The organism is Spiroplasma endosymbiont of Nomada rufipes, assembly GCF_964277355.1.
Classification (GTDB): Bacteria; Bacillota_I; Bacilli_A; order Mycoplasmatales; family VBWQ01; genus Spiroplasma_E.
In genome coordinates, this window is the sequence record NZ_OZ195517.1 from 121,163 (window position 1) to 133,764 (window position 12,602).

12 protein-coding genes and 1 pseudogene are annotated in these 12,602 nt (G+C 24.6%); 4 read left to right on the top strand and 9 right to left on the bottom strand.

Annotation, left to right across the window (positions count from 1 at the left end):
• Nucleotide 1 precedes the first annotated feature (1 nt).
• From ACICQF_RS00660 to uvrA, 5 genes are all read right to left on the bottom strand, one after another.
• Nucleotides 2-256 (bottom strand): hypothetical protein, encoded by a 255-nt coding sequence (locus tag ACICQF_RS00660; protein WP_395473304.1) that lies wholly within the window; start codon nt 254-256, stop codon nt 2-4.
• Nucleotides 257-440: 184 nt separating this feature from the next.
• A complete protein-coding gene (locus ACICQF_RS00665; RefSeq protein ID WP_395473305.1) occupies nt 441-773 on the bottom strand; it encodes a hypothetical protein in 333 nt (110 codons plus the stop codon).
• Between the two features lie 106 nt (nt 774-879).
• The gene (locus tag ACICQF_RS00670) at nt 880-1,422 is read right to left on the bottom strand and encodes a hypothetical protein (RefSeq protein WP_395473306.1); all 543 of its coding nucleotides are present in this window, start codon (nt 1,420-1,422) and stop codon (nt 880-882) included.
• A gap of 139 nt (nt 1,423-1,561) precedes the next feature.
• On the bottom strand, nt 1,562-2,185 hold the full coding sequence (locus tag ACICQF_RS00675) for a hypothetical protein (RefSeq protein WP_395473307.1): 624 nt from the start codon (nt 2,183-2,185) through the stop codon (nt 1,562-1,564).
• A gap of 230 nt (nt 2,186-2,415) precedes the next feature.
• Nucleotides 2,416-4,392: an excinuclease ABC subunit UvrA gene (gene uvrA, locus ACICQF_RS00680; RefSeq protein WP_395473308.1), complete on the bottom strand. Its 1,977-nt coding sequence runs from the start codon at nt 4,390-4,392 to the stop codon at nt 2,416-2,418.
• 180 nt (nt 4,393-4,572) lie between these two features.
• Between uvrA and ACICQF_RS00685 the strand changes: the two genes are divergently transcribed.
• Entirely contained in the window at nt 4,573-5,523 is a 951-nt protein-coding gene (locus tag ACICQF_RS00685; protein ID WP_395473164.1) for an IS30 family transposase, read from the top strand.
• A gap of 183 nt (nt 5,524-5,706) precedes the next feature.
• Here ACICQF_RS00685 and ACICQF_RS00690 read toward each other — a convergent pair whose 3' ends face one another.
• Nucleotides 5,707-6,537: a hypothetical protein gene (locus ACICQF_RS00690; RefSeq protein ID WP_395473309.1), complete on the bottom strand. Its 831-nt coding sequence runs from the start codon at nt 6,535-6,537 to the stop codon at nt 5,707-5,709.
• 329 nt (nt 6,538-6,866) lie between these two features.
• Here ACICQF_RS00690 and ACICQF_RS00695 point away from each other — a divergent pair, with 329 nt between their 5' ends.
• From ACICQF_RS00695 to ACICQF_RS00705, 3 genes are all read left to right on the top strand, one after another.
• Nucleotides 6,867-7,928 carry an alpha/beta hydrolase gene (locus ACICQF_RS00695; RefSeq protein WP_395473310.1) on the top strand — a complete coding sequence of 354 codons (1,062 nt, stop codon included), beginning with the start codon at nt 6,867-6,869 and terminating at the stop codon, nt 7,926-7,928.
• A gap of 15 nt (nt 7,929-7,943) precedes the next feature.
• Nucleotides 7,944-8,642: an amino acid permease gene (locus ACICQF_RS00700; RefSeq protein ID WP_395473311.1), complete on the top strand. Its 699-nt coding sequence runs from the start codon at nt 7,944-7,946 to the stop codon at nt 8,640-8,642.
• A 241-nt stretch (nt 8,643-8,883) separates the two neighbouring features.
• Entirely contained in the window at nt 8,884-9,063 is a 180-nt protein-coding gene (locus ACICQF_RS00705; protein WP_395473312.1) for a hypothetical protein, read from the top strand.
• Nucleotides 9,064-9,371: 308 nt separating this feature from the next.
• Here ACICQF_RS00705 and ACICQF_RS00710 read toward each other — a convergent pair whose 3' ends face one another.
• The 3 genes and pseudogenes from ACICQF_RS00710 to uvrB all read right to left on the bottom strand — a co-directional run bounded on the left by ACICQF_RS00710 (nt 9,372) and on the right by uvrB (nt 12,555).
• Nucleotides 9,372-9,827, bottom strand: coding sequence for a methylated-DNA--[protein]-cysteine S-methyltransferase (locus ACICQF_RS00710; RefSeq protein ID WP_395473313.1), 456 nt, complete (start codon nt 9,825-9,827; stop codon nt 9,372-9,374).
• Nucleotides 9,828-9,835: 8 nt separating this feature from the next.
• Nucleotides 9,836-10,348 carry a CatB-related O-acetyltransferase gene (locus tag ACICQF_RS00715; RefSeq protein WP_395473314.1) on the bottom strand — a complete coding sequence of 171 codons (513 nt, stop codon included), beginning with the start codon at nt 10,346-10,348 and terminating at the stop codon, nt 9,836-9,838.
• 214 nt (nt 10,349-10,562) lie between these two features.
• Nucleotides 10,563-12,555, bottom strand: a pseudogene (uvrB, locus tag ACICQF_RS00720) (excinuclease ABC subunit UvrB).
• Nucleotides 12,556-12,602: the final 47 nt, after the last annotated feature.

The window sequence follows — 12,602 nt, forward strand, 5'->3', positions numbered from 1 at the left end:
TTTACAATTTAGCGTTATTAATATTCAAACTTTTAAACTTATTAATAGCATTTGTTATCACTGCAAACATATCATATTTAATAATATTTTTTTTATTTTTATTTAATTCTTCAATAACACTATCTAACATTTTATTAAAATTAGTAGTTAAATTTAAAATACGTTCCTTATCTTTTTCTTTATTTTTAAATAAAGGGATAATACTCATATTAGGAACATTACATAATAAAATACGTTGAGCACCCTTATTTATCAATTTAGTTAAAGCATTTTTTATTAACTCAACTGCTTTATTAATAATTTCTTCTTAGTCGTTTAATAATGATTGTTTAAAAGCATATAAAATATCATTACCACCAAACTCTACTAAAATTATATCATTGCTATTAATATGATGCTGACTAATTAAAGCATCTACTTGATGAATAATATCAAAATGATTAATAACAAAACTTTCTACTGTTAATTCTTTTTTTTCTACTAGCTAAAGCTCCACTAACTGCATAATTATTACCAATTTGCTCATCAGCAAATAAAAAAAGGTCAAATCTTCAAGCAGAAGTTAAATTTATATGCAAATAATCGGCAATAATTTGTGCTGCCACAGGACCATTAGAAAAAGAATTTTTATAAAATGGTGGTAACATTTTAACTATTTTAGGTATTTTTAAATGCTTAAAAAGAGCTGTAAAACCACTTACTAATGCTCCTGTGTCTGATAAACTATCTCCTAGAACATAAAAATTACCTTTTATTTTTTCATTATCATTCATGACTTCTCCTTCTAACAATAAACTTAAACTGAAAATATCTTAACATAATTGATTTAGCTTGTCATAGTACAAAAAATAATTATGCTAAAAGTGGACATTATCATATTTAAATAATAGAATTTCCTCTTTGTTTATAATCTTTAATAATATTAATAGTAATTAATGTTGCCATTAAACAAGTAATACAACTAATAATATTTAAAACAACAGCAACAATAGTAATTTGATATGAAAAAACTTTATTATCATTAAATTGAGGTAAAAGCACAATAACACTAATAATTTCGCAACTTGTTCCAATAATACCTAAACAAAAACTAATAAAATCAAGCGAAATACTAAATTGATCTTTTCGATATAATTTCATATTTTGTTTTATCAAAGTTTTCTTTAATCTAATTAAACGGAACATTAAGAAAAAAGGTAGAAAAGCTAAAGTAAAACTAGTAATATCAAAAAAAATTGCAACAACAGTTATTCAAAGTGATGCTTTATCATTATCTCAAAAAGGTTGTAATGCTAAAATACTTAGAATTCCCAAAAAAATACCTATTAAACCAGTTCCAAAACTTATTAAATCCATTTTAAGAATTTTTTTATTAAACTTTAAAAAATATACTCTTTTTTCCAAAGTGACAAATCCTTTCATGTCTATATATAAGTAAGATTTTATCATATAAATGGAAATAATTTTCTCCAATTTTAGATTACAAATAAAAATAATAACTATAGTTGTGTTATTAATCTATTATTTGTTGAAATTTCAGTATTTTGTACATTAATTGAATTTATTTCCTTAACAAAAGAGACAATATTTTCTTTAAATAAATTAAGTCTTTGTCTTTTTTTCTAATTTTTATTTCAACTTTATTCAAACTTTTTTTGATATTACAAATTTTTAATCCAATTTTATAAAGTTGCTCTTTTTGATTATTTAAAACAACTTTTTCACATTCTATTCTATTAACTAATCTTATTTCAAAATTATAATAACCAAAAGTGAAAAACTTAACTAATTTACTTTTAAATTTAAAAATCTTACTTGTTTTCTGTTTTTGAAAAACTTCTAATTTTTTAAGACTATTATTATGAAAATTTAAAATAATTTCTTGTTGATTATTAATTTTATATAATTTTTCTTTTAATTCTCATTTTTTACTACTTAATTTACAATTTAATTCTATTTTTAATGCTGTAATTTTATCAATAAGTTTACCCTTTGCCTTCTGTTTTTGTTCCTCTCACATTAAAGTAAATTCAAGTAATTCAAACTCTAGTTCTTTATCTCATGGAAAAAAATTTTCTTTTTCAAACTTAAAAGAAAGAAATTCAAGTTCTTTTCTTTCATCATTAAATACTTCATCTTTTACTTTCACTAAAAATTTTTGCATTCATTGATACTGTTTTTCCATTATTTTTAAATTTTTAAAAAAAATCTTTTTCAAAAAAAATAAATCAATATTCTAAGTATTGTATATTAGAAGAAGTACTAAAAACTTCTTTTAACTTTATTATATTACTTTTAACATTTTGTATAGTTGAATTTATAAGTATTTCTTTTAAATTTGGTACTACTTCTAAAGACATTTTATTTCTCCACTTCTTTTGTTAAAATTCAAGAATACTACAGAAAATATTTTAATTATTTTCTATTCAAATCGCGATTAATAACTGCTTTTAAATATTGTCCAGTATAAGACTTAGGATTTGTTATTACTTGTTCTGGTGTTCCTGTAGCAATGATTTCACCACCAAATTTTCCACCCTCAGGTCCTAGATCAATAATGTAATCAGCAACTTTAATAACTTCTAAGTTATGTTCAATTACAACAACAGTATCACCATGATTAACAATTTTATTTAAAACTTCAATTAACCTTTTAATATCATCAACGTGTAAACCAGTAGTTGGTTCATCTAAAATATACATAGTTTTGCCAGTAGCACGTTTTTGTAATTCTTTAGCTAGTTTCACTCTTTGTGCTTCACCACCAGATAATTCAGTAGCGGGTTGTCCTAATTTTACATATCCTAATCCCACTTCTTGTATCATTGCTAACTTTTTATGGATTTTTGGATGATTAGCAAAAAAAGTTAATGCTAAATCAACAGGCAGTTCTAGTACATCATAAATATTTTTACCTTTATATTTAACTTGTAATGTTTCACTATTATAACGTTTTCCTTCACAAATTTCGCAAGTTACATAAACATCAGGTAAAAAATGCATCGCAATTTTAATAACACCATCACCAGAACAACGTTCACATCTTCCTCCTGGTACATTAAATGAAAATCTACCTTTAGCATATCCTCTAATTTTTGCTTCTGGTGTTTGTTTAAATAAATCACGAATATCATCAAAAACTGAAGTACAAGTAGCAGGATTACTCCTTGGTGTTCTGCCAATCGGTTCTTGCGAAATAGCAACAATTTTATCAATAAATTCAGTCCCTTTTATTGCTTTATGTTTTCCTGGTCGTTGTCCCTTTAAACCTAAATACTTTTGAATACTAGTATATAAAATATCATTAACAAGCGTTGATTTACCACTTCCTGAAACACCAGTAACACAAATAAATTTACCTAAAGGTAATTTAACATTTATTTTACGTAAATTATTAGCTTGTGCTTCTTGAATTTCAATAACTTTGCCATTACCACTTCTTCTTGATTTAGGTAATGCAATAAATTTTTCACCATTTAAATATTGTCTAGTAATTGAATTAGGATTATTAGCAACTTGCTGTGGTGTACCTTCAGCAATTACTTCACCACCATAAATTCCGGCTTTTGGACCAATATCAATTAATCAATCTGCTGCTCACATTGTATCTTCATCGTGTTCTACTACTAATAATGTATTATCAAGATCTCGCATTTGTTTTAAAGTTTCAATTAACTTAACATTATCACGTTGATGTAAACCAATTGAAGGTTCATCAAGAACATACAATATTCCCGTTAATTGTGAACCAATTTGAGTTGCTAATCGAATTCGTTGTGATTCACCACCAGATAAAGTTTGTGCCATTCGTGATAAGTTTAAATAACCTAAACCAACATTAGTTAAAAAACTTAAACGATTAATGATTTCTACTAATATTAATTTAGCAATTTCTTGTTGATAAGGTAATAATTTAATATTTAACATAAATGTTAAACTTTCTTCGATGTCTAAATCAGTATATTGACTAATATTCATTTCTTTATTATTTTCATCTTTAATTTTAACTGCTAGTGCAAATTCATTTAATCTTGTTCCTTGACAAGTTAAACAAGTACGTTCACTCATAAATTTACGATAATAATCACGGGCAAAATCACTAGTTGTTTCTAAAAAACGTCTTTCAATTAAAGTGGCAATGCCTTCAATATAATCATGATTAGGATATTTACGACCATTTGCCGAAGTAATACTAAAAGTAATGGCTTCATCACTACCACGCATAATATAATTAAGTTGTGTTTTTGTTAAATTTTTTAATGGTTGATTCAAATCAATTAAATAATGATAACAAAGAACTTTTAATTTTTGTCATTCTAAATTACTAGTACCAACTAAGTTTTTATAATACTCAATGCCACCATCATTAATTGATAATTTTAAATCTGGCATTAATAATTATTAGTCAACTTCTAATTTTACTCCCAAGCCTTTACAATCAAAACACGCTCCACTTGGTGCATTAAAAGCTGAATTATACTTGTAAGTGCAAGTAAATAAAATTGCAAAAAATTCTCATATAAAAATTTCATAATGCTAAATTTAGTTTAGAAAAAAGTAAGGAGTTTTTATATGAGTTATAAACATCTTGGCATAGATGAAAGGATTTATATTGAGAATCAATTGAAATTTAAATTTAAAATTAGTGAAATAGCTAAAAATCTTAATCGAAGTATTAGTACTATTATTCGAGAAATTAATAGAAATAAAGATAATAATCATTATTTTTCATTAATTGCACAAAATAAAGCTGAAAATCGAAAACAATCACATATTAGTTTTCATAAGTTTAAAAATAAGAATTTAGTAAAATATGTACAACAAAAATTACTATTAGGTTGATCACCTGAACAAATTTATGGCAGAATTAAAAATTTTCATAAAGAGTGAGTTATTAGTTTTAAAACAATTTATACTTGAATTTATTTTGGAATGCTTGATAAAGTTACTAGTAAAAATTTAAGAAGAAAATGTAAAAAACGAAAATCTCAAGAGAATCGTGGCAAGTTTAATGGTAAATCAATTAAAGAACGAGATATAAATGTTAATGATCGTATAACACTTGGTCATTGAGAAGGAGATACTATAGTATCATCACGAGGTAAAAGCAAATCATGTTTAATAACTTTAGTTGAAAGAGTATCACGATTTACTTTAGCAATATTAGTTAAAAACAGAACTACTAAAGTTATTAATAAAAATGTCAGTTATTATTTATCAATTCTTCCTAAAAACATTGTTAAAACTATTACTTTTGATCGTGGCAAAGAATTTTCAAATTGACAACAACTTGAAAAAAATTTAGATGTAAAAATTTATTTTGCCAATCCATATTCACCTTGACAAAGAGGTACTAATGAAAATACTAATGGTTTAATTAGAGAAAAATTTCCTAAAAAATTTATTTTTTCAAAAACTAATAAAAATGAAGTTCATAAATTTATATTGTCTTTAAATCAAAGACCGAGAAAAATATTAAATTATCTTTCACCAATCGAATATTTGGATAGAAAAATAATTTAGTTGCACTTACCTTTACAATTTAGCAATAAAATTTAAAAAATAGAATTAATTATTACTAAAAAATGTTATATTCCAATATTTTTTTCTAATAAAAAATAATTGGAATAATTTTATTTACTTAAATTATATAAATTTATCCATTAACTTTATTTATCTTATTTTTTTCTTTCTTTTTTATTAACTTTAACTACTACTATTTTCTCCTTGATATTGTCAAAGTTCAGCAAATATTCCAGCAGCTAAATTATTCTCGGTATTAGAGATACCTTTTCCAGTATCAGCAGTTGTTTTACTTCCTCAAAGATGAGTATAACTACCTAAGAATGGTACATATTTAGAACCTAATGATCCTGAAGTTCTTTCATTAATAAAAGCTATTCTTGCTGAAGCAGGAGTGGTTCATACCTGAGCATTATTTAAAAATGTATGATTATGTTTTCCAACACTTCCTAATGTTTTTCCTTCTTTATCACTCTGAACTATTGTTAAACCTTTAGCAAGATCTACTTTTACTCAACCTTCTGGCATTTTTGATCCAACAGGCATTCATTTATATTCACCAGGAATTCATTGTCTTTTACTTTCATCTGATTTTTTATTTTTTTCTTGGCAATCTTTTAACTGTGCTTCTAGTTCTTCTCTTTTTGCTTTACATTCTTTTAATTGATTTTCCAAGTCTTCTCTTTTTGCTCTACACTCTTTTAAATCTTCTTCTAATTTTTTAACTTTATCTTCAAGACCTTCTAATTTTTTATTTTTTTCTCTACATGCTTTTAATTGTTCTTCCGATTCATCAATTTTATCTTCTAGTTCTTTATTTTTTTTGGATTTATCTAATGATTCTTTTACTGATTTTGCATAAAGACTACTTATTTCTTCTAATTCATTAGCTGTTTCTTGCAATTTTTTATTTAATTTTTCCATTTTTGCTTGACAGTCGCTATCATCAACATTAACAGTAGTAACACTTTCTCAACTATCTTCTTCTACTGTTTTATTTTTTTCATTTATCATTTTTAAGTATCCTCCTTTTTATTAAAATTATCGTATACTATTTTTATTAATAATGAAAATTATTGAAAATATTATTTTGTTTCAATTTTAAATAAGATTTATTTAAAGATAATTTTAAATAAATCTCACTTAAAGTTTACAACTGAAAACATTACTATACAATAAACTTTCCTAGAAAGCAATTATTAATAAAATTAAATATTAAAAATTATTAATTTAATTATTTTAAAATAATTAAATTAACATACATTAATATTTTAAACATTTGATAAGATAGTGTAAAATAATTAGTAGTTTAGTAGTTTAGTAGTTTAGAAAAGGCTTAAAAAATGACAGTAATCAACACGTCTGTGAATCAAAAAATTTTATTAACTGGTTATAAAAAATTTTGTTATTATTTTAGCAAAATTTTATTAGTTATTCTATTATTTCCTTTTGTTTATTTTTATTCAAAAAAATATCAAAAACAATTTTTAGAATTTTGCTTTTCTTATCAAAAAGAAGGTAAATTTAAAATAAATAACGAACAAACAGTTGATATTAATAGTTTTAATTATCATCAATATGATTGTCAAATTAAAGATCTTAATAAATATGGCTATCCAATTGATTGAAAAAAAGAAAATTATCAAGAATTTACCATTAAAAATGATAATAATCAAAACATTAGTTGTCTAACTGTCATTCAAAAAAAGAAAAGTGATAAATGAGTTATTGGCTTTCATGGTTGAACAGAAAATAAATATTTAGCATTAAGATTAGTGTCATGATTTTATGAAGAAGGATACAATATTTTAACTTTTGATAGTGTTGCTCACGGTAAAACTTATGGCCAATATAGTGACATTGGTCTTACTTGTGCTGAAAATATTAATTGTTTAATTAATTGAATAAAAGATAATTATCAAGTTAGCAGTATTGGTTTAATTGGTAATAGTATGGGTGCATCAACAATTAATTATTATTTATTTAATTATAAAGTAACCAATTTAATTAACTGGGCAATTACTGATTGTGGATTCTCTAATCTACTTGTTCAATTTCGTTACGTCATGCAATATCGTTATAAAAAACCTTGATGATTAATTAGTAATGGTTTAGCCAAAAGATATCAAAAATTTACAAATACAAATATTTTAGAATATGATTTATTAAAAAAAAGCAAAACAGGTTTTCAAGTTCCTACTTTATTAATTCACGGTAAAAAAGATAATTTTGTCCCATTTTTCATGGCTAATGTCATTCATAATTATCAAGTTAAACTCCATTATAAAAATTATGATTATTTATTTTTGGAAAATATTGATCATATTGAAACCTTACCAAATGCTTATCAAACTTACATTAATAAAATAAAAAGTTTTATCAATACATACGAAATAAAAAAATAGAGATAGGAAAAAGACATGAAATTAAAAAAGAAGTATTCGTTTTGAGTAATATTAATGATGGCAATTTCTGCCACAGTTGGATCATCAGTACTAATTTCATTTGGACAAGTAGCGTTTCAAAGTGGATTTAATCCGATTTTAATGATATGTGCCTGAATTTTAGGCGGTATTTTAATTTTGCCAGAAATGTTATTACTAGCAGAAACTGCTATTTCTTTTCCAGGAAATGGAAGTGCTTATTATTGATTAAAAAAAGCAAATTGAATGGCTTGTTCGTTTTGATTGGGATGGATTTTAGTTTTAATGGTTAGTGCTACTGCCGTTGCTTCTGCTACTTTAGCATTAGGTAATATTATTGGTACTTTAGCTCATATTACTAACCAATGGTTGATAAAATTATTTGGAATTTTAATTTTATTTGCATTAGCTATAGTCCAAATATTTATTAAAAATAGTTCTGGAAAAACACAAATTATTTTTACAATTTTAAAAGGATTACCAATTACTTTTGTTTTATTTATTGCTATGATTTATGGCAATACAGATAGCTTTAATAGTGAAATAGTTCAAAAAGATTTATCAAAAATTTTTCTTGCAACTTATGTTTTATTACCAGCAACAACAATGACACTATTTGCCTATTCAGGAATTGAAGCAATAACTTATGTTACTGAAGAAGTAGAAAATCCAAGAAAAAAGTACTTTGAACTTTAATTGTTGCAACAGGACTAATTATCTTTTTATATTTAATACTATTAATTGCTTTGTTAACTATTAATGAACCACTTTCATGATTAGATAAAATGATGGATTTAGTAACGTTTGATATTATGCTATTATCAATAATCCTAATATTCCTCATGTTTTAGCTTATATTTTTTCAGGACTAGCAATTTTATTATTTGTTGGTTCACTAAATGCATTTCTAATTTATCAATCACGTTTAATTTTTAAAATGAGTGAAGAAAAAGATTTGTTTAAATTTTTTCAAAAAACAACTAAAAGAACTAATATGCCATGAGCTGCTATGTTACTATTAATATTTGCTGCTTTAATTTATATTTTATGAAATCAATTGTATGAAGTAACTAATTACTTTATTATTGCTATTAGTTTTTTTAAAATTAATTGTTAATTCAGTCATTATCTTTTTAAGGCGCAAACATCCAGACTACCAAAAGATTTTTAATAATTTTTGATTTTACTTTTTCATTATTATTGGTTATTTAGGAGCAATAATTGCTATTGTTGGATCATTTTTGGCAATGTATTATTATGGTACACAAAATAATAATATGTGAGCATTATGAAATTCACTAATTTTAATTGCTGTTATGTTAGCAGGATATCCTGTTTACTATATTAAAAATTATGTAGTTAAAATTGTTAACAATTTTAAAAATCAAAAAAAGATAATCAATCATAAAAAAATAATCTTATACCTTATTTACTTTCTTGTGCTAATAAAAAATTTTTAATATGAGCACCATAAAGATAATTAACAATATTCTTATTTTTATTAACAACACGATGACAAGGAACAATAATTGCTAATGGATTTTTACTTAAAGCTGAACCCACTGCCCTACTTGCTTTTGGATAACCTATCTTTTGCGCTAATTCTTGATAAGTTAAAGTTGTCCCAAATTGAATAGTACAAGTTTTACTCCATACTAATTTTTTAAAAGGAGTTCCTTTTAAAGCTATTGGTAAGTTAAAATCACTTAATTTTTTATCAAAATACATTGCTAGTTGTTTTAAGCAATTAACTACCACTATATTACTACTATCCTTAGCAACTTGACGAGTATTAACGAAGCTAACTTTTACTACTTGTTCTGCAACTACTATGATTTCAATTAAACCTATTTTAGTAGTTAAATAACCATATTTTTTCATATTTTTTATTACCCCTTTATTTTATTTAAACTATTACTTTCTTTTACAAGTTCTTGTAATATTTTATTATAAAAATTTTGTTTTAACAAATCCGAATTTTCAACAATCTTTTCAATAGATCAATCTCATCATTTTATATTTTGTAATTTTTGAACTATTTTTTTAGAAAAACGATATTTTATAATTTTAGCAGGATTACCACCAACAATAGCATAAGGATGTACATTTTTTGTAACTACACTTTTAGCTGCAATTACTGCCCCATTACCAATAGTTACCCCTCTTAAGATTGTCACATCATGACCAATTCAAACATCATTTTCTATCACTGTTGGTGATTTAATCGGAAATTTATCTAATTTATCTTTTTCTGTAACTTCTGATAAATTTAATGATTTATAAAATAATGGTAAAGGAAATGTTGAAACTGCAGAATAATTATGATTGCCACCATTCATTATAAATAAAACACCTTGTGCAATTGAACAAAATTTACCAATAATTAATTCATCATCTATCATATTTAGAAAATGATAAATTATATTTTTATTTTCAAAATCAATAGCTGCTTGTTCGCCATTAAAATCATGATAATAAGTATAATCACCAATAAAAATTTTAGGTTTAGTAATATAATTTTTATTAAAAATATTGTTGGTATATGAGGATTAATTTTAGTATTTGGACTTATCAAAATACCTTTTTGTGCTTTATCGATCAACTTATTTTACTCCTTTATTTTTCACTTTCAATACTCAAAATTAAATCACGAAGTGAAGCTGCCTTTTCAAAATTTAAATCTTTAGCTGCTTGTAACATTTCAACTCTTAAATCAGCAATTATCTTTGTTTTAGCAGCTATTTTTGTTTTACCTTTACTTGAATTTAAAATTTTTAAATCAACATCTAATTCTCTAGTACTCACGATTTCACTCAATGGTTTTTTAACAGTAACTGGTACTATATTATGTTTTTTATTATAAGCAAGTTGAATTTCTCTTCTTCTTTGCGTTTCTTCAATTGCTTGTGTCATTGCCTCTGTCTTAATATCTCCATATAGTATAACATGACCATTAACATTTCGTGCTGCGCGACCAATAGTTTGGATTAATGATTTAGTATTACGTAAAAAACCAGATTTATCAGCATCCAAAATACAGATTAATGACACTTCTGGTACGTCTAATCCTTCACGTAATAAATTAATACCAACAATAACATCAAAAACACCTTTTCTTAAATCTAACAAACTAACAAAACTTTAGTACGTTCTAATGTTTTTAATTCATTATGAATATAAGCAACTTTAATTTTTTGTTCTTGTAAAAATTTGATAATTCTTCTGCCATTCTAATTGTTAAAGTAGTAATAAATAATCTTTCATTATTTTTTGTTCGTAATTTTATTTGATTAATAATATCTTCCATTTGATTTTTAGTTGGTTTAATTTCAATTGTTGGATCTAATAAACCCGTGGGACGAATAATTTGTTGAACTGGTACATTAAAGGGTTCAACTTCATTTTTAATTAAAGATAATTCATAATCAGCAGGAGTTGCTGAAGTATAAATAACTTGCTTTAACTTATTAGAAAATTCATTAAAATTTAAAGGACGATTATCCAAAGCACTAGGTAAACGAAAGCCATATTTTACTAATGTTTCTTTTCTGCTACGATCAGTATTATACATTCCTCTAATTTGCGGTAATGTCATATGAGATTCATCAATAATTGTTAAAAAATCATCTGGAAAAAAATCAATTAAAGTATATGGTGATGAACCCACTTCTCTATTTTCTAAATGACGAGAATAGTTTTCAATACCACTACAAATACCAAATTCTTTTAAGGATTCTAGATCGTGTTCTGTTCTTTGTTCTAATTTTTGCGCTTCTACTAACATATTATTTTTTCTTAGTTGTGCTAATGTTATTTTTAACTCTTCAGTAATTTTAATAACTGCCTGATCAACACGACTTTTACTAGTAATATAATTTTGCGCAGGAAAAATTGTAATAAAGGGAAAACGTTCTAAAACATTAGCGCCTAATGTATCAATACGTGCTATTTCTTCAATTTCATCACCAAATAAACTAATTCTTAAATAAAATTGATCATTTCAAGATGGAGCTAACTTTATTAAATCACCTTTTGCACTAAAACTACCCGGTTCTAATGTAATATCATTACGTACATATCCATTTTTAATTAGTCTTAATAATAAATCTTTTCTATTAATTTTTTGTCCTTTTCTCAATTCAAAAAAGTTATCTTTATATGCTGTTGGTTCTTGTTCACCATAAATTGCTGCTACTGATGCTACAACAATAACATCTTTACTAATAGATAAACCATTTAAAGCACTTAATCTTAACATTTCAATTTCTTGATTTTGTTTAGAATTTTTATCAATATAAGTATCGGTTTTTGGTAAATATGCCTCGGGTTGATAAAAATCAAAATATGAAACAAAATATTCAACGCGATTTTCAGGAAAAAAAGTTTTCAATTCTCCATCTAATTGCATAGCTAATGTTTTATTATGTACTAAAATTAAAGTTGGTTTTTGCACTTGCACAATAACATTGGCCATTGTAAAAGTTTTACCCGTACCAGTGGCTCCTAATAATACTTGGTATTTAATATTATTTTTAATAGCTACTACTAATTTTCTAATTGCTTCAGGTTGATCACCTGTTGGTTTATAAGGCGCTTTTAATTTAAACATAACTTTATATTCATTTAAAACATTCTATATACAATAACATATTATTT